At 60.0% G+C, this 25,623-nt stretch carries 20 protein-coding genes; 12 read left to right on the plus strand and 8 right to left on the minus strand.

What is annotated here, in order from left to right; genetic code table 11:
• The first annotated feature begins 107 nt into the window (after nucleotides 1-107).
• Together FYK55_RS04540 and FYK55_RS04545 are read left to right on the plus strand one after the other, a co-directional pair.
• On the plus strand, nucleotides 108-2,924 hold the full coding sequence (locus tag FYK55_RS04540; protein ID WP_150075173.1) for a PSD1 and planctomycete cytochrome C domain-containing protein: 2,817 nt from the start codon (nucleotides 108-110) through the stop codon (nucleotides 2,922-2,924).
• A gap of 65 nt (nucleotides 2,925-2,989) precedes the next feature.
• The gene (locus tag FYK55_RS04545; RefSeq protein WP_150075349.1) at nucleotides 2,990-4,381 is read left to right on the plus strand and encodes a DUF1501 domain-containing protein; all 1,392 of its coding nucleotides are present in this window, start codon (nucleotides 2,990-2,992) and stop codon (nucleotides 4,379-4,381) included.
• 28 nt (nucleotides 4,382-4,409) lie between these two features.
• Here FYK55_RS04545 and FYK55_RS04550 read toward each other — a convergent pair whose 3' ends face one another.
• Nucleotides 4,410-5,417, minus strand: coding sequence for a DUF6807 domain-containing protein (locus FYK55_RS04550; protein ID WP_150075174.1), 1,008 nt, complete (start codon nucleotides 5,415-5,417; stop codon nucleotides 4,410-4,412).
• A 19-nt stretch (nucleotides 5,418-5,436) separates the two neighbouring features.
• Complete coding sequence (locus tag FYK55_RS04555) at nucleotides 5,437-6,975, minus strand: sulfatase (RefSeq protein WP_150075175.1); 1,539 nt, start codon at nucleotides 6,973-6,975, stop codon at nucleotides 5,437-5,439.
• 620 nt (nucleotides 6,976-7,595) lie between these two features.
• Here FYK55_RS04555 and FYK55_RS04560 point away from each other — a divergent pair.
• Together FYK55_RS04560 and FYK55_RS04565 are read left to right on the plus strand one after the other, a co-directional pair.
• The gene (locus FYK55_RS04560) at nucleotides 7,596-7,775 is read left to right on the plus strand and encodes a hypothetical protein (protein ID WP_150075176.1); all 180 of its coding nucleotides are present in this window, start codon (nucleotides 7,596-7,598) and stop codon (nucleotides 7,773-7,775) included.
• Entirely contained in the window at nucleotides 7,772-9,472 is a 1,701-nt protein-coding gene (locus FYK55_RS04565; RefSeq protein WP_150075177.1) for a peptide chain release factor 3, read from the plus strand. The genes FYK55_RS04560 and FYK55_RS04565 overlap by 4 nt, the downstream gene beginning before the upstream one ends.
• A 314-nt stretch (nucleotides 9,473-9,786) precedes the next feature.
• Here FYK55_RS04565 and FYK55_RS04570 read toward each other — a convergent pair whose 3' ends face one another.
• The 3 genes from FYK55_RS04570 to FYK55_RS04580 all read right to left on the minus strand — a co-directional run bounded on the left by FYK55_RS04570 (nucleotide 9,787) and on the right by FYK55_RS04580 (nucleotide 13,403).
• Nucleotides 9,787-10,530, minus strand: coding sequence for a hypothetical protein (locus tag FYK55_RS04570; protein ID WP_150075178.1), 744 nt, complete (start codon nucleotides 10,528-10,530; stop codon nucleotides 9,787-9,789).
• Complete coding sequence (locus FYK55_RS04575) at nucleotides 10,527-11,330, minus strand: hypothetical protein (RefSeq protein WP_150075179.1); 804 nt, start codon at nucleotides 11,328-11,330, stop codon at nucleotides 10,527-10,529. Before FYK55_RS04575 ends, FYK55_RS04570 begins: the two co-directional genes overlap by 4 nt.
• Nucleotides 11,331-11,984: 654 nt before the next feature.
• Nucleotides 11,985-13,403 carry a PQQ-binding-like beta-propeller repeat protein gene (locus FYK55_RS04580; protein ID WP_235908413.1) on the minus strand — a complete coding sequence of 473 codons (1,419 nt, stop codon included), beginning with the start codon at nucleotides 13,401-13,403 and terminating at the stop codon, nucleotides 11,985-11,987.
• Nucleotides 13,404-13,524: 121 nt separating this feature from the next.
• Here FYK55_RS04580 and arfB point away from each other — a divergent pair, with 121 nt between their 5' ends.
• Nucleotides 13,525-13,950, plus strand: coding sequence for an alternative ribosome rescue aminoacyl-tRNA hydrolase ArfB (gene arfB, locus FYK55_RS04585; RefSeq protein WP_150075180.1), 426 nt, complete (start codon nucleotides 13,525-13,527; stop codon nucleotides 13,948-13,950).
• Between the two features lie 44 nt (nucleotides 13,951-13,994).
• Here the strand turns inward: arfB and FYK55_RS04590 are convergent, their stop codons facing one another.
• The gene (locus FYK55_RS04590) at nucleotides 13,995-15,830 is read right to left on the minus strand and encodes an ATP-binding protein (protein WP_150075181.1); all 1,836 of its coding nucleotides are present in this window, start codon (nucleotides 15,828-15,830) and stop codon (nucleotides 13,995-13,997) included.
• 218 nt (nucleotides 15,831-16,048) lie between these two features.
• Between FYK55_RS04590 and FYK55_RS04595 the strand changes: the two genes are divergently transcribed.
• On the plus strand, nucleotides 16,049-17,095 hold the full coding sequence (locus FYK55_RS04595; protein ID WP_150075182.1) for an AAA family ATPase: 1,047 nt from the start codon (nucleotides 16,049-16,051) through the stop codon (nucleotides 17,093-17,095).
• Between the two features lie 51 nt (nucleotides 17,096-17,146).
• Here the strand turns inward: FYK55_RS04595 and mtnA are convergent, their stop codons facing one another.
• Entirely contained in the window at nucleotides 17,147-18,199 is a 1,053-nt protein-coding gene (gene mtnA / locus FYK55_RS04600) for an S-methyl-5-thioribose-1-phosphate isomerase (protein WP_150075183.1), read from the minus strand.
• 168 nt (nucleotides 18,200-18,367) lie between these two features.
• Between mtnA and FYK55_RS04605 the strand changes: the two genes are divergently transcribed.
• From FYK55_RS04605 to FYK55_RS04615, 3 genes are all read left to right on the plus strand, one after another.
• Nucleotides 18,368-19,621, plus strand: coding sequence for a prepilin peptidase (locus tag FYK55_RS04605; RefSeq protein ID WP_150075184.1), 1,254 nt, complete (start codon nucleotides 18,368-18,370; stop codon nucleotides 19,619-19,621).
• A gap of 101 nt (nucleotides 19,622-19,722) precedes the next feature.
• Nucleotides 19,723-20,496 carry a methionine-R-sulfoxide reductase gene (locus FYK55_RS29580; RefSeq protein ID WP_235908414.1) on the plus strand — a complete coding sequence of 258 codons (774 nt, stop codon included), beginning with the start codon at nucleotides 19,723-19,725 and terminating at the stop codon, nucleotides 20,494-20,496.
• A gap of 194 nt (nucleotides 20,497-20,690) precedes the next feature.
• On the plus strand, nucleotides 20,691-21,812 hold the full coding sequence (locus FYK55_RS04615; RefSeq protein WP_150075185.1) for a prefoldin subunit: 1,122 nt from the start codon (nucleotides 20,691-20,693) through the stop codon (nucleotides 21,810-21,812).
• A gap of 348 nt (nucleotides 21,813-22,160) precedes the next feature.
• On the opposite strand, the gene FYK55_RS04620 is transcribed toward FYK55_RS04615, so the two are convergent.
• Nucleotides 22,161-22,625, minus strand: coding sequence for a VanZ family protein (locus FYK55_RS04620; RefSeq protein ID WP_150075186.1), 465 nt, complete (start codon nucleotides 22,623-22,625; stop codon nucleotides 22,161-22,163).
• An 83-nt stretch (nucleotides 22,626-22,708) separates the two neighbouring features.
• On the opposite strand from FYK55_RS04620, the gene FYK55_RS04625 reads away from it, so the two are divergent.
• The 3 genes from FYK55_RS04625 to FYK55_RS04635 all read left to right on the plus strand — a co-directional run bounded on the left by FYK55_RS04625 (nucleotide 22,709) and on the right by FYK55_RS04635 (nucleotide 25,551).
• Nucleotides 22,709-23,524 carry a 3-keto-disaccharide hydrolase gene (locus tag FYK55_RS04625; protein ID WP_150075187.1) on the plus strand — a complete coding sequence of 272 codons (816 nt, stop codon included), beginning with the start codon at nucleotides 22,709-22,711 and terminating at the stop codon, nucleotides 23,522-23,524.
• Nucleotides 23,521-23,997 (plus strand): tRNA adenosine(34) deaminase TadA, encoded by a 477-nt coding sequence (tadA, locus tag FYK55_RS04630; protein ID WP_261344945.1) that lies wholly within the window; start codon nucleotides 23,521-23,523, stop codon nucleotides 23,995-23,997. The genes FYK55_RS04625 and tadA overlap by 4 nt, the downstream gene beginning before the upstream one ends.
• Before the next feature lie 354 nt (nucleotides 23,998-24,351).
• Nucleotides 24,352-25,551: a hypothetical protein gene (locus FYK55_RS04635; RefSeq protein ID WP_150075188.1), complete on the plus strand. Its 1,200-nt coding sequence runs from the start codon at nucleotides 24,352-24,354 to the stop codon at nucleotides 25,549-25,551.
• Nucleotides 25,552-25,623: the final 72 nt, after the last annotated feature.

A 25,623-nucleotide genomic window follows, 5' to 3' on the forward strand; every position in this document is an offset into this window, starting at 1 on the left:
GCCGTTAAGCGTCGCACGTCCCGCTTCACCCCCGCCCGCACTGCTGCCCCACACACATGACTCGAACGTCCACCAGCCGCTGGTGCCAGCCCGCGAACCGGAAAGCGATGCTAGCGAACGCGTCGATCATTCTGTGCGTCGCGGCTGTGGTTGCACTGGACACCTTCCGGGTCGATGCGGGCGAACCACCGATCGAACTTTCCGAGCGGGAATTCTTTGAACGTGAAATCCGGCCCCTGCTGGTCGAACACTGCGATGCCTGCCACAACCAGCAGGAGCAGCGTGGGGGGCTTCGCTTGGACGTTCGACAAGGCTGGGCCACTGGCGGCGATTCCGGTCCTGCGATCGTTCCGGGTGATCCGGAGTCCAGTTTGCTCATCCGAGCGGTTCGCTACGGCGATCCTCATTTGCAAATGCCGCCGGATGGAAGGCTGTCTCCGGACACCGTGGCCACGCTGGAACGCTGGGTGACCCGAGGTGCTCCGGATCCGCGTTCTTCAGAAGTCAGCGAGCCGATTGGTGAGACCGACGCCTCTGCAATCACGCGGAGCAAATCGTTCTGGTCCTTTCAACCGCTTTCCAGTCCGCCGGTCCCGACCAACCGCGATTCGTCATGGCCGACGACGCCCGTCGACCAATTCATCCTCAAGCAGTTGCAGGACCGAGGCCTTGCTCCAGCGCGCGCGGCGGACAAGCGGACGTTGATTCGCCGGGTCACCTTCGACCTGACGGGACTGCCCCCGACATCCAGTGAGGTCGAAGCTTTTGTTGCCGACCGATCTGAGCGCGCCTACGACAAGGTGGTCCACCGGCTGCTTTGCTCGCCCTCTTACGGCGAGCGTTGGGGCCGGCATTGGCTGGACGTGGCCCGCTATGCCGACTCCAACGGATTGGATGAAAACCTGGCGTACGGCAATGCCTGGCGTTATCGCGATTATGTGATCTCTTCGTTCAACGAGGACAAACCGTTCGACCAATTCTTGATCGAGCAGATCGCCGGGGACCTGCTGCCGCGAGCCGATCGGGAAACGCGGACCGCGACGGGCTTTCTGGCGTTGGGCGCCAAGGTGCTTGCCGAACCAGATCGCGAAAAGCTGGTGATGGACACCATCGACGAACAGATCGACACGACCGGAAAAGCATTCTTGGGAATGACGCTTGGCTGCGCCCGCTGCCACGACCACAAATTCGATCCGATCCGGCAACAAGACTACTACGCACTGGCTGCGATTTTTAAAAGCACCAAGACGTTTGGTGATACCAACCAAGGCGCCATCCGACACTGGTTCGAACATTCATTTGCGACCGACCAGGAGCGTCAGAAGATCAAAGAAGTCGATGACCGCATCGCGCAAGCCCAACGCGCCGCGACGGCATTCAAGAATCAATCCATGTCCGACGTGCGACAGCAGGCGGTGGAGCGAGCCGCTCAGTATCTGGGCGCAGCGGCCCGTTTCGAGCCTTCGACATCGCTTTCCCAAGTGGCGACGATTGCCAAACGCGATGGGCTGCATCCACGCATCCTGCATCATTGTCGACTTCATCTGCAATACCGTGAAAAGGATCCGATCGTTGCGAAGTGGCGAGCACTTGCCGCGACGATGTCACCGGAACAGTTGGAATCCTATTTCACAAACCTCTTTCGCATTGCCCGGCAGGAGCCTGACGACCGCCAACGGGCGGAGCAAGAAACCGAACCCGCGGCGCCGAAGGAAAAGGCTCGAACCGACCCGAATGACTCCCCTCCCGACTTCGATTCGCAACTGATCGCCCAGGCCCACGCCGCATTGAAAGATCCATCGGGGCTGATCAGCGTGCCGCCGCAGCCCGAACACGCGTTCGCCCCCGAAACGCTTGCCGAGTACAACCGTTTGATGGAGAAGGCGCGACTGATCGAGAGCGGAGCGCCGGATGAAACCGCTGCCATGGGCGTTTCTGACGCATCGGTCTTTGAGGAATTGCCGGTTCATATCCGCGGCAGCCATCACAATTTGGGCGCTCCGGTTCGCCGTGCGTTCCCCCAAGTGATGCGCACCTCCGCCGTACCGCCGGTGTTGCCGCGTGGTCAAAGTGGCCGGCTGCAACTGGCGCGCTGGATGGCCGATAGCCGACACCCGTTGACCGCAAGGGTGTACGTCAATCGGATCTGGGGTTGGCACTTCGGAAACGCTATCGTGCGGACCACTGAGAATTTTGGGAAATTGGGCGACCGTCCCAGTCACCCCGAACTTTTGGATTGGCTGACACGTTTCTTTATCGAATCCGGGTGGTCGACCAAGGAACTCCACCGCGTGATTGTGCTCTCAAGCACCTATCGGATGCAGAGTCGTTCGGATCTTGAGGAAGCGGCCGAGTCGTTCGATCCGGAGAACCGTCTGCTTTGGAAATTCCCACGTCGACGATTGGATGCGGAACAGCTTCGCGATGCGTTGCTGATGGTCTCCGGCCGTTTGGACCGTACCCCGGGTGGAAAGTCCGTCCCGTTGCGAAATCGCCAGTTCGTCTTCAACCACACCTCGGTCGACCACACGAAGTACGACAGCCTGCGCCGCGCTGTCTATCTGCCGGTGATCCGCAACAACCTGTATCCGTTCTTTCGGCAGTTTGACTTTCCCGATCCGACGATGCCCACCGGTCGTCGGGCCGAAACGGTGGTCGCCCCACAGTCCCTGCTGATGATGAACGATCCGCTGGTACTGGACGCGGCCCAGGGATTGGCCGAACACATTCTTCGCGCGGCCCCCACCGATGAAGCCCGAATTGCGGCGGTCTACCGCAGAACACTGTCGCGGGAACCCGAAGCGGACGAGATCGAACAGGCCAACCAATTCTTGGACGATGTGGTCTCACTCGAACCGACAGCACGCTGGACGTTGTTTTGCCAGGCGTTGTTGATTAGCAACGAATTCCTGTACCTGAGATGAATCACGTGAGCGGATCTCAAGTTTCCTCCGATCAACGGCTGTTGGCGGCGCAACACCGTCGCCAGATGTTGAAGACGTCGGCGCTAGGATTTGGACAGTTGGCGTTCTCGGCATTGCTTCGTGATAGCGTGGCGGCGGAGCCCTCAGCGGCGGGCCGCGAGAACCCGTTGGCGGCCAAGCCCGCTCACTTTCCGGCCCGGGCCAAGCGGATTCTGTTCCTGTTCATGAAGGGGGGGCCCTCGCACGTTGACACGTTTGACCCCAAGCCGGCGTTGGATCGGTACGACGGAAAACCACCACCGTTCGCCCTTCCGGAAGTGACCTTTGCGAAGCAGGGGCATCTGTTGAAATCGCCCTGGAAATTCAAGCAATACGGCCAGTCGGGATTGCCTGTCAGCGACCTGTTCCCACATACCGCTCGCCACGCCGACGACCTCTGCATCCTGCGTTCGGTTCACGGAACCAACCCCGCGCATGGCGGAGCGTCATTGAAACTGCACACCGGCTCGGATCAGTTTGTTCGTCCCAGCCTCGGTGCCTGGCTGACATACGGGCTTGGCAGCGAGAATGAGAACCTGCCAGCGTTTGTCACGATCTGTCCCACCCTGGCGCACGGCGGCGTCAACAATTGGGGCGCCGCGTTCCTGCCGGCTCATTGCCAGGGGACGCCCATTGGGAACGCCAGCCTGGACTCCAAGCAGGCCAAGGTCAAACATGTTCGCAATCCGCGATTTCCCGCCGACGTGCAACGAAAGCAGCTGGACCTGCTGAAACGGATGAACCAGGACGACCTGAAACGGACGGGGCCGGACCCGACGCTGCAGGCCCGCTTGGATTCCTTTGAGTTGGCTTTCCGGATGCAAACGTCGATCCCACAGTTGCAGGACCTGAACCGAGAAACTGAATCGACGCGACGCGCCTATGGTGTTGATGATCCGGTGACCGAGGACTTCGGACGGCAATGTTTGATGGCGCGGCGATTCCTGGAAGCCGGTGTGCGGTTCGTCCAGGTGACGCACAGCGACAGTGAAGTTCAATGGGACCAGCACTCCAATCTGTACCGCGGTCACACCAAGAACGCAGCCGAAGTCGACAAACCCATTGCCGGATTGCTTCAAGATCTGAAGGAACGCGGACTACTTGATGAAACACTGGTGCTGTGGGGCGGAGAGTTCGGCCGCACGCCGACCGCTCAGGGCAACAACGGGCGCGACCACAATCCTCACGGTTTCACTCTGTGGATGGCGGGCGGCGGTGTCAAAGCCGGCTACGCTTACGGCGCGACCGACGAATTCGGGTATTACGCCGTCGAGAACAAAATGCACGTTCACGACCTGCATGCGACGATTCTGCACCTGATGGGCATCGATCATCGTCAGCTGACCTACCGTCACGCCGGACGGGACTTTCGCTTGACGGACGTGGCCGGCGTGGTCGCGGAAGAGATACTCGCTTGATCGGCCGTCGCAACGCTCTCGGCCGGATTCACGTGCGGAAGATTTGGAACTGCTGATGCGGCTTCGTACCGCGTCCGAAACGGAGCGCGGGCAACGCGTCAAACTTTGCTGCCACCTGCTGAGCCTGGGCAGGATTGCACGCTCCCGGGTGCACCAGCAACAGATAGCGGCATCGCAAGGTTTCGCCGCGCGTCAATTCGATGCCCGAGTGCCGTGAAAGCGACGGACCGATCCATCCGTCATCGCGGACGTGCCAACTTGCCGCGGAGTCCGAACCGTGACCGGGGTTCTCCGCGTGGTCGATCAGTGTCAAACCTTCGATCACTGCCTGGCCCTGCGCATCGGTTCCGATCGGTCCGCTGTAGTCGACCCAACGGTTGGGGCGTCCAAAGAGTTGCTGTTCGCCCTGTCGACCGTCCGCACCGGTGATCGTTCCCTGACCAAACACGACCGACAGCGTTTTCGCGACGCGGAGCCCCAGAATGCCGAAATTGCTTTGACGAAATTCGACTCCCTCAGCGTCGGACCGAAAATCACTCTGCAGTTCAAGCGTCCAGGCGTCCGGGCTTCCATCGACCGACAGCTGAGAATCGGAATCGCCGGGCCGGATCGTTGCAAACACATCCTGTGTCAACAAAGGCGACGGATCATGGCCGTCCCGCCAAACCAACCGAAATGCCACCGTGGCCGACGCATCGTCTTCTTCAATCGCGTGCCATTGTGTCTGTTCAATCACCGCATCGGTGTTCTCTGACCAGAAGTCAATCCCCAACAAATCGTGATGGGCAAACCAGAACGAACGGTGGTGATCATGGTTGGGCGCGCCGGGATGCCCCATCCGAGTCAGACTGACGTTTCCCGGCCCGTTGATCGGATAAAAGTAGGGTCGCGGCACATCACTGGGGAAATGCCAGCGAGTCCGCTCGTTTCCATCGATCAACAGTTGGAACTGCCGCCCTGGGAGCGGCAAGATCTGGCATCGGGTCATGGGACGCAGATGTTGCGACGGCTGCGCAGTTTGGTTTTTGTCGGCCATGATGTTCACTGGGGGTTCGCTACGGCTGCTCCGGTTTCAAGGCAACTTTTCCGTCTTTGGCAACCGGATAAAGTGCCTGATGAGATTCCAATTGATCCGCCAGCCGCCCCATCATCCGCCGAAGCTGCTCGGGCTCCGATTCGGACAGGTCCTCGGACTCGAAGGGATCATTCGCCAGATTGAACAGTTGGTAGTGCGAACCGCCGGACTGCTGAGAAGGGAAATAGTGGTAGATAACCTTCCAGTCGCCGTCGCGATAACAGGTGAAATAATCGCTGCGATGCGGCGAATGCGGGTAGTGCATCAAAAAGGTTTCGGGTCTCTCCGGATCGCTTTGACCGATCAACAAACGCTGCAGTTCTCGACCGTCCACCGGGTGGGTCTCCGGAGCGTCGGCGCCCGCGACACGGATGATCGTCGGAAACAAATCGTGGACGGCGGCGATTTGCGTCTGAAGCGCCCCGGCGGGAATCGGCAGATCCCTTTGGTTTGGATTTTCGGGGGACGGCTTTGCCCAGGCTGCGATGAACGGCACTCGCATCCCGCCTTCGTAGTGAGCCCCCTTCTTGCCGCGCAACGGCGCAGCACACGCGACTTCGTGCGGCCCGCCCAGGGGCGCGTCGGACCCGTTGTCCCCCAGAAACAGAATCAGGGTGTTTTCAGCGACACCCAAACGTTCCAGATGATCCATCAAATCCCCCAATGATTTGTCCATGCCTTCGATCAGCGTCGCAAAGGCCTGGGCATTCGCAGACAGACCGGAGTCCGCGTAGTGCGTGGCAAATCGGGGATCCGATTGGAATGGCGCGTGAACGGCGTAGTGGGCCATGTACAAATAGAACGGCTGTTCCGCCTGGACGCACCGGTCAAGCCGTTCCTGGGCTTCCAGCGTCAAAGCCTCGGTCAGAAAGGTTTCCGTTCCGTGGTATTTCTGCAGGTGGGGGACGGCGTGGTGGCTGCGACGGCTGTGCAAACCGTATCCCTCCTTCGCGTAATAGCTTCCCGGTGCCCCGAACGAGGCCCCCGCGACGTTGATGTCAAACCCGAGATTGATCGGATCCGCCCCCTCGGTGTCCGTCGGACCGAAATGCCCTTTCCCCACGTGGATGGTTTGGTAGCCGGCCTGTTGCAGCAGCTTCGGTAGTGTGACGCTGTCACCGCGAAGTCCTTCCCAATTCCAGTTCGGCGGTCCCATCGGCCCGCGATTGTTCTGACGCGGATTGATCCAGTTGGTCGCGCCGTGACGCGCCGCATTCTGCCCCGTCATGATGGAGATACGCGTCGGCGAACAAACACTCATCGCGTAAAACTGATTGAACCGGATTCCCTGCTCAGCCAGACGTCGCATGTTCGGAGTCCGGTAAAGTTCGTTGAGCGGGTAAGCCTTTGGCTGCCCCTGGTCATCGGTCAAGAAAGGGACGGAAGTGTCCATCACTCCCATGTCGTCGACAAGGAAGACGACGATATTAGGCCGCTCGGATGAAGCACCCGACACTGACGCAGCGGCGGCGATCACCGCGAGGAACCAACATGCAAAGGCAGCGAAACGGGCGGTCATCGGCAAATTCCCTGGGATCCGGTGGTGTTTGACGCGTTCTTCAGCGTCGGCGGGCATTTTGAGGTGGGGTGGAACGCAGGCGAGCATTGTAGTCCTTTCCCTGGGCACCTCGCAGGCCGCCGTTTCCCGGGGGGAATCCCTGGTGTTGGCTACTTGGGGCGGTCGAGAACGTTTGCTGCGATTCCAGCGATGCGATTCCCTTGTCCAAATTCGCGATCTGCGTTAGCTTTCTTGGGACTTTCCCCCGCGAAACTCGACGCCCCCGCCGCAATCTTTGTTGCGGCACCGACACGCCCCATTACCGTCCTCCCGTGATGCCGATTGCTTCTGATCTCCGTGGCTCCCAAGTCGGTCCCCCATAGCACCGAAATACATTCCGCGGTCGAGAAGGCATTCGACCGGAAGCGAGATTTGGTTCGCGACGTCGGCCGTCGCCAACCTGCTCGTTCCCGCCAGGAGCTCGTGGCTTAATATCACCCTCCCTCCGCGAGGGTCGCGGAGGAGCCCCGCGACGACGCGGGGAGGGCACGACCGTCGCGAATGATTTCAGCTGGTTGTCGAAGACACCCTCCCCAAAGGCTCGTGCCTCGCCTTTGAACCTCCCGGAGGGAGGGTGATTTTTGAAACGCAAGTCTTTTACTGACTCGGAAAGCTGCATGACCTCGAAGCGGAAGCGTGAGGTGACTTTTGTCGATACCAATGCCGTAGGCGGCGGCTGCCACCGGGTGCGGGCCTCGCAGATTTCCGACGAGCAGATTTCCAATGATCTTCCACACTTCGTCCTTATCGTTATCGAATGAACACTGCCAAGCTGGATTCGCACGTCGAACAGGAACGCAAACGCCGGCGGACCTTCGCCATCATTTCGCACCCCGATGCCGGGAAGACCACGCTGACCGAAAAGCTGTTGCTGTTCGGCGGATCGATTGAAATCGCAGGCGCTGTTCGGGGCCGCAAAAGCCAACGCACCGCCACCTCCGACTGGATGGACTTGGAGAAGCAACGTGGGATCTCGGTCAGCTCGACGGTGCTGACGTTTGAGTACGACGATTGTCAAATCAATTTGCTGGACACTCCCGGGCACCACGACTTTAGCGAGGACACCTATCGCACTTTGATGGCAGCCGATGCCGCCGTCATGGTCATTGACCTGGCAAAGGGGATCGAAGCCCAGACGGAGAAGTTGTTTCGCGTTTGCGCGCTCCGCAAAATTCCGGTGCTGACATTCGTCAACAAGGTGGATCGTCCGGGACGCGACCGGCTGGAGATCCTGGAGGAGATTGAGCGGAAGTTTTCGATTGAGGCAGTGCCCCAGAACTGGCCGCTGGGATCGGGCCGCGATTTCTCGGGCGTGGTGGATTTGGAAAGCGATCGGATCCATGTCTTTGATCCGAACACGCAGGCACGCCGACTGGGGTCCATCGAAACCGATTGGCAAGCGGTTCGCAATCATGTCGCGGGCGATCAGCTGCTGCGGAATGACGCCGGCGAACCGCTGGTGCTGAACGGATTGACCCCCGAATTGGTCGACGAAGTCCACGAAGAAGTGGAACTGGTGCGGATGGCCGGGGCAACGCTGGAGGCGGACCGTTTCTTGCGTGGCGAGCAGACTCCGGTGTATTTCGGCAGCGCCCTGACTGACTTTGGTGTGGAACACTTCTTGAAGGGCTTTATTGATCTTTGCCCGCCTCCCGGAAACCGGCTCAGCAACATCGGTCCGGTTCCCGCTGGTCGCAAGGACTTTTCGGGGTTCGTCTTCAAGATCCAAGCCAACCTGGATCCACGGCATCGCGACCGCGTTGCCTTCATGCGGATCAGCTCGGGGAAGTTTGAACGCGACATGGAAGTGACCGTTGCCCGCAGCGGAAAGCGATTGCGGCTTCCGCGGGCGCTCCGAATCTTCGGACAGGAACGCGAGACCGTTGACTTGGCCTATCCCGGCGACATCATCGGCGTGGTGTGCCCCGGCGAGTTTCGGTTGGGCGACACGCTGTGCGAGGGCGATCCGGTTCACTACGAACCGCTGCCCCAATTCTCACCGGAGTTCTTTGCGGTGCTGGAATGTCCCGACACCTCGCGTCGCAAGCAATTCGATCGCGGGATCGAACAACTAGTCGAAGAAGGAGCGATCCAGATGTTTCACGATGCCCGATCGACGCGACGTGAAATGATTCTGGCGGCGGTCGGTGAATTGCAATTCGATGTCGTCAAGTTCCGTTTGGAATCGGAATACAACACATCGACCAACATTCAGTGGCGGCCCTACAAAATGGCCCGCTGGTTCAACCTGTCCGAAGAAGAGAAGGGCCAGCTGAAGCTGCCGTTTTCGTCAAAGATCGTTCGCGATCAGTTCGGGCACGACGCCGTGCTTCTGCAGTCCGAATGGCACGCGCAAACCATTCAGAGGGACAATCCCGGCATTGAGTTCCACGCCATCCGAGTTTCGCCGTTCGAGGGTCAGTCCCAAACGTCGTCTTCGACCGAAGCAGCGCTCTAGTGCCCGGTTCGGTCGACGGGCCGTCAACGTTCGGAAGGCGGAGCCTTCCGTCCAGCCGGTTCCAAGGCGGGAGCCTTGGAACCAGGGGTCATGGAGCTGCCGTCGCCAGACGGCGGATGAGCTTCGTATCCCCGCGACCTTGTCGATCGGAAACTGACCTTCGACAGGCGGGAGCCTTCCGTCCAGCCGGTTCCAAGGCGGAGCCTTGGAACCAGGGGTCACGTCGCTGCCGTCGCCAGACGGCGGACAGCCACGCTCTGGCGAGCGTTGCTACGTCGAATGAGGGACGTCCGGTGGGATGCTGTTCTGGACCCTTAACGGCGTCGATAGATCTGGATCTCGTCAAATCGACCTTCGTATTCCTGCGCCGTCCGTTGAATGGTTCCCCGGACGATAGGACCGCGTCCCATTTTACTGACCATTCGATTGCGCCCGTGCACCTTGGCGATCTTTCCCAGATGAACATACTCATCGTCTTTGCCATGCGTCGCGAACACGACCACGTCGTCGTCACCGAGCGACTCGAGGGTGTCAAGCTCATCCCACTCAACGGCGGCAAGCGGATAGGTCTCCAAACGATAAAAGTATTCTTGCAGCAAAACGCGGGCAGGATTCTGCATGTTCGTGAACGCGACCGCCCGCGGATTGATGAAATCAGCCCGTGAAAGCCCGATCACGTCGCCAATTGCGAAGCTGGCGCAATTAAAGGTCGTTTGCTCTTCAGGACGACTCGGATCGGTGTGCCAGCGGTTTCCCGGCGAGAGCACTTGTCGAACCAAGTCGGTTTCTTCATCAGCGCCGAGGTATTGCTGCCGTTCGACTTCGCCCACAAGCTCCACGGGAGGACGGATGACGACACATTCATCTTCACCAAAGCGAAACAACCTCCGCCCGGAAACACCGATCGGAGTCGGGATCGGAGCCAATGTCTCCGGTACCGGATACCTCCGCTGGCGACCGGCGATGGCGCTGTTTACGGCCAACACGACAAAGACGATCATTCCCAAAAAGGCGAACCGACGCCCGCCGAAATGTCGTTTCCAACCCCTGATGGTCATAGCTTCTCCTGTTGACGCAGCAATGATGAAAGAATTCTCAGATACAGTTGGGCATCCTCTGCGTCCTGAGCCAACGCAGCGTCGTTCGGAGATCGATCCGTCAGAACTTTTGCCGAGAACGCAAACCGTTCGGCGACTTGCATGGCTTCTGCGTAGAGCTTGAGTTCGATCCCGAGTTCGGCGAGCGCTTTCAGCTCCAACATCATCGACTTGTGGTAGTCGAAATCCTGGGTGAGCGCCGGCTGTTGCAACGCGCCCACCGCGATGTGGTACTCGTGTTTTGCCGCGTCCAAGTCTCCGCGTGTCAGCTCCACATAGATGATCTGGGTGTGGGCATTTAACCACAGGGAGTAAAGATCGATCGCATGGGGATCTGCTTGCAAACAAGCAGCAAACAGATCACGAGATTGTCGATAGTACTCGCCCGCGTCTTCAAGTTCCCCAAGCGCCTGACAGCCATGCCCCAACCGTCGTGCGGCATACGCCTTCGCAAGTTGCGTCGCCGGATCGACACTCGGCTGTTGGACGTACAGACGATCGTAAGCCTGAAAGGTATCCAACAGCTCTCGATGGGATGCCAGATTCGATGCGTCCTCTTGCAGCTGTGACTCGACGACGCGAAAAAGCGAGTCCAGCTGTTGTGTCACCAACAGACCATTGTCGAACGATTCCTGGCCGGCATCCGGTTCGCTAACCATCGGCTTGGCGAACAAGCCAATCATGGCACCCAGCAGGATGCCCGCGCAGAGCGGAAGCAGCCAGCGGCCGACCACGAGGGAAGCCGCCGGCGCTTGCATCATCGACGGCGCATCGGGTTGATGCAGGGTGATGGCGGAAGAACCATCAGTGCATTTCGGACGGGGGCGCCGCCTCGCCGCCATTAATCCGGCCATCCTGGGGGCGAACCTCGAAATGCAAATTCCATCAAATCAAGCTCAAGTGCAGGTTGGACGAATCAATCCCCGTTTCGGACATGCGCCCCCGGGCGTCGATGCGGTGTCAATCACGGACGAAGGCCGCAAGCTTGGACGTGCGTCTAGCACGTGAACCCCAAGCGAAACTTCGCGAGCACTCCCCCGGGCGACGCAATGAGAGGGAAATGGAACTCGCGTTGATAAAAACCCCGCAGCTGACCAACGGGGTCCGGTGAAAACCGGAAGAATCCAAAGTTTTCTAGGGATGTCCCCGGCTACCGCAAATGGGTGCTCGGAACGCCCTGCGTCGCACCAGGGTTTGCCGGGGAAGGTGTCGTGACGCTCGCCAGAGCGTGGCTGTCCGCCCTCTGGCGACGGCAGCTACAGGGGAGAATGACAGGTTTCAGACAGCGTGCCACCGGACCTCCCCAATTCGACGTAGCCACGCTCGCCCAGAGCGTGGCTGTCCGCCGTCTGGCGACGGCAGCTACGGGAGGGATGGACGTCCACGCCGTCTGGCGACGGCAGCGACGGGTGGAATTACTCGGAAACGTCTAATGCAAGGCAGAGAACGTTCTCGTCGCCCCGGATCAACATTCGATTTCCGACGACGATTGGGGCGGCCCAACAGTAGTAGCTCAGTCGGTCACGGAAATCGTATTCCGCCACCACATCCAACCGCTCGGGGGTGGGGCGAACAATTTGCATTCGCCCCTTTTCATCCCAAACCACCAGGTGATCTCCCGCCAGGGTCACCGAAGTACGAATGCGACGCTCGTCGTTCCAGGCGACTTCTCCCGTATCCCAGCGGACGCAGCGGAAGTCACTGTCCGGGTTGTTTCGTCCGCTGCAGCCGTACAGATAGCCGTCAATGAGAATCGGCGTGGACCAGTGACAACGCATCGCCTGGTTCCGCCGCGGTTTGCCGGCGTCCTCCCAAATCCTTTGCACGCCGTCCAATGTGACTTGCAACAACGCGCCCCCGATGTCATAGCACTCGCTGATAAACACCTGGTCTCCCCGAACAACCGGCATCATGGCGTTGACACTTTCCAGCAAGTCAGCCCGGTGTCGGTGTTCCCAAAGTACCTTGCCCTGTTCGGGATCGATCGCCAGCAGATGGTTTCGGGCGAACATCAGGACGACCGTCTGCGATCCGATTTGCAGCGTCCGGGGGCTACTGTAGCTAGCCAGATCCTGCCCGCACCGCCAAACCTCCTTGCCACTGTCGCGGTCAAAGGCGATCACTGCGGATCCGTTGGGGATCACACGATCCAATCTTCCCGGAGCGATGGCCTGGTCTTCCGGCGGACTGCCACCCACCTGCACGATCACCTTGTCCTCGTGAATCAACGGTGAAGATCCGACACCGAAAAAGTTTTGCACGACGCCGTAACGCTCGTTGGTGTCGACGCTCCATTCCAGCTTGCCATCCTCCACGCGCCGACAGCAGAGGACGCCGTCGACCCCCATGGTGAAGACCTTGTCTCCGGCGACAGTGGGCGTGCCTCGCGGACCGGCTTCGTATCCGTACAGATCACGGTAATCGAACGGTTGTTGGACCGACCACAACGGCTGACCGGACTGTAAATCGAAGGCTCGCAACCGTTGCACGCGGCCCTCGTCCGAGTCGGCCGCATCGAAATGAAAGTAGCGGCCCTCAGCAACACTTCCCAGCCCGTAGCCGGGCCCCACCGGAATGGTCCACACGGCCTTGGGACGCTGCGACCAATCGAATCGCAGCGGACCGCAGTCGCCCACGCCATCGAAACGCACATTCAGCAAACGAGGCCATTGGAATTCCCCTTTGGCCATCGGCGCCGCCGCGGCGTCTTGCGTCGAGTTCGATGCTTCGGCAGGTTCTGGTACGGATTGTGCGGTACAGGATGTTGCGCTGAGCAGCAGGTAGGCGGCAACCATGACCGAACTTCGACGGACGAATAACTGTCGGAGACTCATGATGAAATCGTGGGGATTGCAAGCGGTTAGATGAAACTGTCGTCTAATGTACCAACCGGTACACTGAAGCGTTGCCCAGCGGCGGTTGCCGACTCAAACGACTCAAACGAGAACCCAGGGAATGAGTGATTTGTACGTCAGCCAGAAGCTGACGATTCCGGCCAACGAACTCAACACCACCGCCAGCCGCAGCAGCGGTCCGGGCGGACAGAACGTCAACAAGGTCAACTCCAAGATCACCCTCCGCTGGTCACCTCATGAAAGTGCGGTCATTGATCCGGCCTGGCGAGACCGTTTCGTTGAACGGTTCGCCAATCGGATCAACCGCGAAGGCGAACTGGTGCTGCACAGTGACCGTTTTCGCGACCAGGCGCAGAACCTGTCGGACGTTCGGTATCGGTTGACGGAAATGCTGTTGGAAGTCCGACGCCCCCCCAAGCGGCGCAAGAAAACGCGTCCGACGAAAGGCAGCCTGCGACGTCGGCGGGAAGCGAAGACGCAGCTGAGTCAAAAGAAGCAGCGGCGACGAGAGCGCTTTGACGCCTGAGAGTCGCTCGGCTGATTGCACCACCGGGTACGTCCGGGGTGCCGTCACGGCGGCAGGACGAGCCGGAAACAGCATCCCACGCCATCGGGCGGATCCAGAATCTTGATCTCACCGCCGTGTTCTCGCATGATCTTCGCGCTGACCGGCAATCCCAAGCCGGTCCCGCGGGCGCCTTTGTTGGACTCGAACAACGAAAAGATCTTCTCACGATCTTCCGCCGAGACGCCTCGACCGTTGTCGATCACGTCGACAAACCATCCCAGATCCTGCCGATAGCCGGTATGGACGTCGACTTTGGGCGAAGGGGCCTCGCGAACTTGATCGGCCGGAGCATCGGAATCTTGGTCGCGAGATTCAGAAACGGCATCGATCGCGTTGGTCACCAGATTCAAGATGGCCTGATGCAGCGCATCGGGATCGAAATGCGCCGTCGGCAGGTCCGGGTCGGACCGGAAGGACAGTTCCACGCCGGACTCAGCAGCGCGCGTCGCCATCAATTCCACAACGTCTTCGGTGGTCTCGGTCAAATCGGAATCGACTTTCTGGGGCTCCCGTTCTTTAGAAAACGTGAGCATGTCCAATACCAAGTTGGAGATTCGTTCTTGGTTTCGGTCCACCATCCCCCATCCGCGCCGCACGGCGTCGGTGTCGTTTCGCTTCAAACCGGATTCGATCAAATAGCTTCCGCCGCGAATCCCCTGCAAGATATTCTTGATGTGATGTGACAGGGTTGCGATCGTTTGCCCCATCGCCGCCAAGCGTTCGCTCTGCAACAACGCGGAGTAGTAAAACGTGTCTTCGATTGCCAAAGCCGCCTGATGGCCGATGGCCGTGATCAACCGCAGGTGTTCATCGGTAAAACGATGACTCTTGCCGCGGCGAACCATTTGACCGGGCGACGTGTAGGTGTCGATGTAAAGTGCGCCCACGATGTCGTACCGCCCCTGCAGCGGAACGCACAACGCCTCGCGGACACCGCCCTGGACGATCGACGCCGCCGCATCAAATCGCGCATCGTCCGTCGCGTCACTGGTCCGAACGCCCTCGGCACGCTGCAGCACGTATTCCAGAATGGTGTGGCTGATGCTGATCGGACTCTCCGGCTTCGAATCGTCGGCATCGGCCGGGGCGGACTGGCGGTCGCAACGCGCCGCGGGCCGCAACTGGTTGGTTTCATTGTCCCGCAGCATGATGCAACCACGATCGGCATCGACCCAGTCGAACACCAACCGCAGCACCCGGTTCAGCAATTCGCCCAGGTCATCGGTACGGCCGACGGCCAACGCGGTCAGGTACATGACCTCCAGCGACCGATCGCTGTCGGTAAGCGTCTTCAGCGGGGAGTCGGCGAGGACGGACGAGGCTTCGAAAGCATCCGACGGCAGCGACAAGGCCGTTTTTCTGGGGGACGCGTCTTCGTCCTCGGAATCCCCGGTACCGGTACCGGTACCGGGCAACACCGGACGTTGGGATAGACTTCCCGAGTGAGAAATGGGACGTGCCAGGGAGGACACGATCCGGCTGGCTTCACCGCCGGTGGTCTGGCGAACGATGTCGACGCCGTGGGCCGCTTCGATGGCGGTCGGTTGTCCGGTTCCGGTGAAGATCAACAGGGTCCCGCCGATCTCGATCCGGTCGCCGCTGGCCAACAGTTTTTCGGCGACTTCCACCCCATTGATCTGCGTGCCGTTGCTACTGGACAAGTCCACGAACAGACATTCCCCGTTGTCGTGGACCCGGATTTCCGCGTGACTCCGCGACGCTTCGCTATCGAGTAGCTGGACGTCGTTCTGCGTGTCACGTCCGATGCGCACGACGGGACCGCCGAGCACAAAGTGCTTGCCCTGATCTCTCCCCCGAACGACATATAATGAAGCCATGACCCAAAGATACGCCAGCGCCGTGTATGATGAAACTGTGGCGGGAATTGTCCCATGGAAACCTTGTCGCCGCCACCGGACCGCGCAGCCACCGGACAGCGCAGCCGCCCGCCAGCCCCGCTGGCCTGACCGTTCCGCCTAAATCCTGGCACGGCCGTGCAGAGACCGCCTGGCCGATCTTGCCCCTTCTTTGCGACTTCCAAAGGTACATTGCCGCAATGGTCCAACCGCCGCCGATCGAACCGAATTTGAACCAGTTGGGTGAAGATGACGCCGCCAAGGCGGCGCAATTGGTCAAGGCATGCAGCGCGATCCGCGAACAGGTGGGCCGCGTTGTCGTCGGTCAGGACGAAGTCATCGAACAGTTACTGATCGCGATCCTTTCCCGCGGACATTGTTTGCTGGAAGGCGTTCCCGGTCTGGCCAAGACCCTGATGATTCGGACCTTGGCCGATTCGATGCACCTGCGTTTTCACCGAATCCAATTCACACCGGATTTGATGCCCGGCGACATCACGGGAACCGACATCATTCAAGAAGATCCGGAAACCGGAAGGAGAAAGCTGCTGTTCGAACCGGGACCGGTCTTCACGCAAATGCTGCTGGCCGATGAAATCAACCGAACCCCGCCCAAAACGCAAGCGGCATTGCTGGAGGCGATGCAGGAGCACGAAGTCACCGCGGGCGGCAAGACGTACGCGTTGGAAGAACCCTTCTTCGTACTCGCGACGCAAAACCCGATTGAACAGGAGGGCACGTACCCGCTTCCCGAAGCGCAGCGCGACCGGTTCTTGTTCCACGTCGTCGTGGACTATCCCAGTCGCGAGGAGGAATCGGAAATCGTCGATCGCACCACGTCCACGTTCGACGCCGCGGTCGACGCGGTCGTCAGCGGCCAGCAGATCATCGAGTTCCAGAAACTGGTCCGCCGCGTCCCCCTGCCACCACACGTGAAGGAGTGGGTCCTGGACGCGGTCCGTGCCGTTCGGCCCGCCGATCCGCAATGCGCCAGCTGGGCCAAGGAACTGGTGGAATGGGGTCCCGGCCCGCGGGCCAGCCAACAGTTGGTGTTGGCTTCCAAGGCCCGCGCGCTGATGCACGGACGGCCGCACGTCAGGATCGACGACGTCCAGACATTGGCCTTGCCCGTTCTGCGACACCGCATTGTGCCCACGTTTGCCGCAGAAGCCGACGGGATCACCGTCGACGATTTGATCAAGCGATTGGTGAAAGATTTGACGCCCAAACCTTCGTCAAAACTGTAACCCGCGCCACTCGCATTCCGGTGGGCACACCGGATTTTGAATTGCTGGGCGTCACTTCGAGACGGCATTTGGCCGTCGATCGGCCGAGCGAAAATGCTCCGCCACGCTGTTCTGATCCGGACGCCGGATCACGCCCCGCTCGGTGATGATTGCCGCAATCAGCTCCGCCGGCGTCACATCAAACGCCGGATTCAGGACGCCAGCGGCGTCAGGGACGATCTGCACGTCGCCCACACACGCCACCTCGTCGCGATGACGTTGCTCGATCGGGATTTCGTCGCCGGAGGGCAGCGTCAAATCGAACGTATTTGTTGGGGCGGCAACGTACATCGGCAGGCCGTGGTGCTTTGCCAGGACGGCGACCGAGTACGTACCGATCTTGTTCGCCACGTCCCCGGCTGCTGAGATCCGATCGGCACCCACGATGACGGCATCGATCTTTCCCTGACGCATCAACGAACCGGCGGTCGAGTCGGTGATGACCGTGACCGCGACGCCGGCCTGGGATAGTTCCCAAGCCGTCAAGCGACCGCCCTGAAGCAACGGACGCGTCTCGTCAGCAAACACGTGGGGCGCCTTCTGATCGCGATGCAGATGATAGATCGGCGCCAACGCGGTACCCCAAGTCGACGTCGCCAGCCCCCCGGCGTTGCAATGGGTCAGCACGTTGCGGCACGCTGCCAGCAAGGGTGCTCCGTGCTCACCGATCTGGTGGCACATCTGTCGATCCTCTTCGTGGATCTGGTGCGCCTCGGCCCGCAAAGCCTCTTTCAGATCCGCCGTTTCAGTGTCGTCGACGATCCGCCGCATGCGATCGAGGGCCCAAAACAGGTTGACGGCGGTTGGACGGCTGGTCGCAAGATATTCGATCGCCTGACGGTAGCGTTCCTTGTCGGCCGGTTCGTCCTGCGGCACGGCCAGGCAGACGCCGTAACCGGCCGCGATACCAATCGCGGGAGCCCCGCGGACCACCAGGCGGCGGATCGCGTCGTGGACCTGATCGACGTTCGTGCAGGTCAGCTCGGTCAGCGTATCCGGCAGTCGCGTCTGGTCGATCAGAATCAGCGAATCACCGGCAAAGCGGAGGGTTTCGGGCGCGGCCATGGGATGCATTCGGCAAGTGGGGGTTCCTGTTTCGTCCCGTACATTAAACAATGTGCGGCCGGTGGCGCTAATGACGTCGCGGGTCAGCCGCTCCGCCGCCCGCGAAACCGCGACGAATGGAACTCCCGTTCCCTGCCCCTTTTCTGTTCTGTCTCGAGTGAAGAATCGTTGATCAACTTCTGGATTTCGCTGCCGCTCGAACTGCGATTGGCCTTGCTGTCCATCATCGGGATGGTGCTGGCAGCGGCATCCAACCACGCGATTTACCGATACTGCTGGTTTCCGCGACCGATCGATCCCTGGGGAAAACCGGACGCTCAGGCCGCCCCGCGGAAACCGACCGATCGCGTGCCGATCCTTGGCTGGTTCGCCTTGCGCCGTGAATCGCCAGTTCACGGCCGCGGATTCTGGATCCGCCCGATGTTGATCGAGGTCGCGATGGCGATCGGGATCCCTGCGCTTTATTGGTTTGAGACCCAAACCGGTGCATTGCTTCCGATCGGCATGCGAATCCCGGCGTCGATCCAAGCGTTCGAGCCTTGGGCGACAACCATCTTTGCGTCGCACCTGGTGCTGGTCACCCTGATGGTCGTCGCGACATTCATCGACTTTGACGAGCAAACGATTCCGGACCTGGTGACTGTGCCGGGCACACTGATGGCACTGACCTTTGCCGCCGTGTCAGTCTTCGTGTTTTTGCCCGCGACCACGTCCACCGGTTCCCGTCCGGTCACTTTTGAATTGCCCTTTTTGCTCGCACCGAAATGGTTCGGGCCCCAGGGCTGGTGGACCGGTGCGGGGATTTGGACCTTGTGGTGTTTCGCGTTGGCCGACCGCCGACTGATTTTGCGACGCGGGTTGGCCAAGGCGATTGAATTCTTCTTTGCCGGACTGGTCCGACACCGTACCTGGATGCTGCTGCTTGGCATGTGGGTCGCCGGATTGGTGTCGATCCGCGTCGTGTTCGGCATCGGTGGCCAGCCTTGGTTGGGCCTGCTTTCGTCGCTGATCGGACTCGGGATCGGTGGCGGCGTCGTGTGGGCGATTCGGATCGTGGCCAGCGCAGCGATGCGGGTTGAAGCCCTGGGTTTTGGCGATGTGACGCTGATGTGCATGATCGGAGCGTTTCTGGGCTGGCAGGGCGCGATCTTGGGATTCTTCCTGGCCCCGATCGCGGCCGTCCTGATCGTCCTGGTTTATTTCATCATCACGCGTGAGTCTCGGGTCCCCTTCGGCCCCTATCTGTGCCTGGGCACCCTGCTGACGATTCTGATGTGGGATCCGTTGTTCAACGGCTGGTTTCTGACCAGTTTGGCGATTTTGGGACCGGTGCTGCTGTGGTTGTTCGTCGCGTTGACCGGAATGACCGGAGCGATCTTGTTCATCTGGCGTTTGATCAAGGAGCGATTCATCACCGGATGATCCGGGGGTGTTTGCGTTACAATAATGTCAGTGCCGCAACGGAGAATGAGGCCGATCGCCGGCACGTCTTTCCTACGAATTCGAAAATGGTTGATTTAGCAATGAAGCGTTTCAAACCGTGTTACACCCGTCACACCGACCTCTCTGGCCTGGCCGCCAGATCGCTTCGCATTTTGTTCTGCGCCGGATTTGCGATGCTGCTCGGGTGTTCCGAAGTCAACATTGAGAGCGATGTCCCGGTGACGCAAGCGGCTGCGGGGGTCGATTCGTTGGAAACTCCGGCGACATCGGCGACCGCGGAAGGGGAAACGACGTCCCAGCCGGAGGCCGAAGCAACCGCCGCGACCAAACCGGCTGGCCCCAAAACGGATTCGGCCGAGTCCGAGAAAGAACCAAGTCCGACCGCGAACAAGGAGACCAAGTCGATGGCAAGCGATGCGAAACAACAGGAATCCCAGCTGGTCGAAAACTACAACGAGCTGACACGCGACGCGGCCTACGTGATCTTGAACAAGGGAACCGAACCTCCGGGGCCCGGCGGCTACACGATGACCAAGGACCCGGGAACGTACATCTGTCGTCAATGCAACGCTCGGCTGTATCGCAGCAAAGACAAGTTTGAAAGTCACTGCGGCTGGCCGAGCTTTGACGATGAGATTGAGGGGGCGGTTCGTCGTGAAACGGATGCCGACGGTTTTCGCACCGAAATCCTGTGCGCCAACTGCGGGGGACACCTCGGGCACGTTTTCGAAGGCGAGAAGTTTACTGCCAAAGATACTCGTCACTGCGTCAATTCGATTTCCATGAAATTCATTCCCGAGGGAAAAGAATTGCCGCCCAAATTGGTCCTGAAAGAAAAGGCGAAGGAAGAGTAGCGGCCGCTTTTTGCCGCAAACGCTGCGGTTTTTGACCCCGACGGCGTTCCGCCGGGGCGCGCCCCGTTGTGGGGACCGATGGTGCCTGGACGTTTGGGCCGGCCTCTTCCGGCATGCTAGGATTGGTAGCGCGTCGATCGTTTCGTCGCTCGCCCGATCCGGTATCTGCAATCGTCCTCGCCCCCGGAGCCGAAATGAAGAAGCGTTTCGACAAATCGGCTTGGTTGCGATGGTTCGCCGGACGCAACGAAGTGTTGATGTTCACGCTGTCGGTGCTGTACCTGGCAGGCGTGGCGTTTCTGATCGTCTTCTGGGTCGATGTCCCCGCGCTTCTGGAGCGCGCCCGCGGACTGGTTGATCCAAAGCACTTGGCCGACAGCGACTGGTTGCTGGACATGCCAAGTCGATTGGACCGGGTGGTGCTGGTCATGATGGCCGGCATCTGGCTGGTCGTGATCGCCGAAGCGGTGGCCCACTGGTTGACGCGGCCTTGGAATCGATCCACGCGACGACAGCATTGGTGCAGCCTGCTGTTCTGCCTGTGCCCGGCACTTCGCATGGGGGCCAGGAGCCCCGAAATGCACGGGCGCATTTGGCTTCCCGGGTTGGGTTGGCGACAAAGTGGTCAACGGTTGCAGCGACAGCTGGAACGTCACTTCAGCGTCCCAATGATGGCCATCGCGTTGATGATCATGCCGATCCTGATCATCGAGTTCTTCTTGAAAGACCAGGTGGCCGCCTACGCTTGGCTGCGCGCTCTGCTGCACTTCGCGACAGGACTGATCTGGTTCGCCTTCGCCGCTGAGTTCATTCTGATGATCTCGGTTGCCGAAAAGAAACTCGACTATTGCAAGCGGCATTGGTTGGACCTGGCCATCATCGTGCTGCCGTTTGTCTCGTTCTTGCGATCGCTCAGCCTGGCCCAAACGATGCGGCTGACCCAGGTGATGCGGATCCAACAGTTGACCAATCTGGCCAGAGCGTACCGGCTGCGGGGGACAGCACTGAAAGCGTTTCGCGTCTTGGTGCTGTTTGATTTGCACGAGCGGATTCTCCGCGTCAGCGACGAGAAACGCATCGAAAAGCTGGAGAAGAAATTGGGTGAGCTTGAAAGGGAGCGTCGAGTCCTGCGACAGAAGATTGCAAAGCTGAAACTGAAATCCGACGATCCTTCCGATCCGGGGGAGCAGGCTTGCCTGGTACCGGACGGCGTTTCAAACTCCGCCGACCAGCGTAACGACCAGCCGGATGACCCGACGGTGACCACCCGCCAGGTGAGTCCAAACTCTCCCTGCCTGAATCAATCCACTGCCTGAAATAGCGTGACCGGCCACCGCCGCTAGCTGGCTCATCCAGTCAGAATTTGTGACCCGCGTTTCGCCACTTCACCCTCCCGCTCGGAGGTCGTGCAGTTTTCTGAGTCGGCAAATGACGTGTTTTTTGAGATCACCCTCCCTCCGGGAGGGTCAAAGGTGAGGCACGAGCCTTTGGGGAGGGTGTCTACGACAACCAGATGAAATCAAGCATGTCCGCAATGCCCCTCCCCGCGTCGTCGCGGGGCTCCTCCGCGACCCTCCCGCTCGCGGGAGGGTGAACCAGAGAACGCCTGACATTGGACATTGATCGCTAGATCGAGCTCTGCGGAATTGTCCCACAAAAGCAGCTCACGCCGATCGCCGTGTCGTCGATTCGCTCGGTTCCCACTGGGTGCCCTGGTCTTGCCGGTGGGTGGCACGTCGCCTGAGTGCGGTTCGCAGCAGCAGGTACACGGCGATCGCCGTCACCGTTCCCGCGACGTCGGCAAGAAAATCTCGCACATCGGTCGTTCGACCGACTGAAAACGCCTGCGTCAATTCATCGATCGCCGCATACAGGGCCAAGCCACCGGCGATCTTGGCGAATCGGCGGACCGTTCCCCGGCGATCGTTGGGTGAGGACTGGGTGGCATAGCAGCAAAGCAAAGACAGCAGAAAGAAACCGCTGAAATGCAGGACTTTGTCGTTGATCTGCGGTCCCACGGCACGTCCGGCCGGCAGGTGCGTCCCGACGAAAAGCGTCAGCCAATACAGCCCGACCACGATGACGCCGAGGCGAATGCCGAGTATCGTGATGCCTGTGATGGGACGCATGTGCGAGCCTGAGTCCGCGTGATCAGAATGGCCGTGACCGTCCACGACACTATGCAATCTGTCGGCAGTCTGAGGAACCCACTGTGAATCGTTTGCCCCGCCCCCGGACCGTTTTTTTCTTCATCAAGCTGACGCTTTTGGGAACCGTGGTGTGGTTGCCCCCAGGGCGTGAAAGCATGGCGCAAGCCCCCGCGACGGGCGAGCAAGTCGCCGAACCGGCCGATGACGCCTCCACCAAATCGGATTCCGACGCCAAGGATGCAAAAAAAACCACTCCGGCCAAGACACCCTGGCGATCGCTGAAAGATCACTGGAAGCCGTGTGAATTCGGAGGCGACGGAGAGATCAAAATCAAAGACGGCACAATCACCTTGGGATACGGATCTCCCCTGACCGGCGTCGTCTGGTCCGGTCCGGTGGGAAAGCCGGACGCCACCGATCAAACCGACGTCAAACCGGTCCCTCGCGACAACTACGAATTGCAGTGGGATTGCCGCCGTGACAAGGGCTTCGATTTCCTCTGCGCCTTCACCTTCCCGGTCGCCGACGAACACGTCAGTTTGGTTCTGGGCGGCTGGGGTGGCGGCATCACCGGCATCAGCAGCATCGACGGCCGCGATGCGAGCGACAACAACACCACGATGTTCCAGGCGTTCGAGAACGAACGTTGGTACCACGCCCGGGTGCGGGTGGAAACAACCAAGATCACCGTCTGGATCGACGACACGCTGATCTTTGATCATCCCCGCGAAGGACATGATTTTGATATTCGATTTGAAATGGATCCCTGCACGCCCCTGGGGATCGCGAATTTTGAATCCGATTCCAGAATCCGCAACATACAGATCCGCAAGCTGGATCCGTCCGAACTGGCCAAGGCGGAGGACGCTCCGAAGTGATCTCGCAGCAGCAGGTTGATGAGCACTTCATGGGGCGGGCTTTGGAACTTGCCCAACAAGCCGTCCAATCCGATGAGGTCCCGGTGGGAGCGGTGGTCGTCCACCAGCACCAGATCATCGCAGCGGCGGCAAACCAACGTGAATCTCTGAAGGATCCGACCGCCCACGCCGAGATGATCGCCATCACTCAGGCCGCGGCGTCGCTGGGCGATTGGCGTCTGGAAAACACCACCCTGTACGTCACGCTGGAACCGTGCCCGATGTGTGCCGGGGCGATTCTCCAGGCGCGAGTGCCCCGCGTTGTTTACGGGGCAACGGATCGCAAGGCGGGGGCCGTCGCCAGCCTGTACCAGTTGCTTGATGACCCCCGACTGAATCATCGGGCCGAGGTGGTCGCCGGAGTGTTGGCGGCCCCGTGTGGCCAAATCTTGACGGACTTCTTCGCCTCCAAACGGGCCCTGGGCAAGAAGTAAACCGCGAGAGTAGCGGCTGCCGTAGCAGATAGGAACGCCTGGATTCGAGTCCAGTTTGGCGTGACCGCGAGCGAACCTTTCAGCCCCAAATCCCTGTCATTTGCGGCCAAAACCGCCTTTGGGCGGCCATGTGAAACTGTAACGGTTCGAAAGATTCTCGGACTTTTGCCACTTCTGGCGATAATCGGACTAAGCCCCGGTAACCGCCCCGTCCGATAAGACCGTCACGACCGAATCTTTGTGGACAGACACGCGGAAATTCGGCACATGCACCATACGAAGGTTGTTGGCGGGCTGGCTCCAGTCCTTCCCGGCAACCGATACGGACGACTTCATTAAGACGGTGGACCAGCGATGTCGGTACGGAAGCTGACGGCTAAGATTTTCGGATCCCTCGTGATGCTGTGCGGGATGGCTTCGGCCCAAGCCCAAGAGCACGTTCCTCCGGCGGATCCATTTGCGTTCGACCCCGATTGGCGTTGGTTCGAGCCGATCTACGACATGGATTTGGCGGACATGAAGCCAAAACATCGTGCCAACACGGGCTGGTTCGCAACCTACGACCGGTTGAACCTGTACGGCTCCCGCCCGGAATTGGCGGATCCGAACCACGGCGAAACCAAGATGGACAGCGGTTGGGGTCACCGCTATGAAATCGGTTACATGCTGCCCGACGAAGACAACGGCTGGTTGTTCAGCTGGGTCGACGCCGACGTCGGCCAGTTCTTCACGGTGCGTCGAGAACGCTTGAACCGAGCCAACCTGGACGAGTTGGACGGCGGCGCGACCAACCCCGCCCCGCCGTTCGGCTTCGAGGCGATTCCGGGCGACGCCAACAACATCGGCTACAACCGGCGGTTCATCGACATTCAGGACACCGAGAACGTGTTCGACTTTGACAGCTACGAATTGAGCAAGACGTGGCGGTTGGAGCCCTACCACTATGGTGGGATTCTGGAACCGATGATCGGCATCCGCTGGTTCCGCATCGAAGACCTCAATGCACGTCAAACGTTGATCAGTTCCAGCGATCCGCCGCTGATTCCCGGCGGCGACCCGCCGCTGATTGATATCTACGGATCCGCTGCCGAGCAACTGACCACGGCACAGGCCCGGACGGACAATGAAGCAATCACCGGCCAAATCGGCTTCCGCTACACGAAGTTTCGCGACCGGTTCATGTTCTCATCCGACTTCCGCGTCTTCAGCGGTGCGAACTTTCAGTGCAGTCGCACCAACACCACGCAGGAAATCACGGTCTACCAAGACGATGATCCGGCGATCGGCGACGACGTCGAACGAATCATCAACTACGGAACCGAGCCGATTTACACCCGCAACGAAGAATTCCTGCTGGGCTTTGACGTCCGCGGTGAAATCGCCTACCAACTGACGCGTTCGATTTCGATTCGCGGCGGGTTCCAACTGATCGACGTCGCGGACGGACTGTGGCGGGGTGGCCCGCTGGACTTCCGCAATCCGGTCGCGGGCGGCGACAACGATCAGGACCTGCTGCTCTTCGGAGCGACATTCGGACTGACACTGAATCGCTAAGCGATTCGGCAAATCCATGGTGCATGAGAAAAGCCGCGGCGGACTCGTTCCGTCGCGGCTTTTTTCGTGTTG

Source organism: Roseiconus nitratireducens, from assembly GCF_008629675.1.
Classification (GTDB): Bacteria; Planctomycetota; Planctomycetia; order Pirellulales; family Pirellulaceae; genus Stieleria; species Stieleria nitratireducens.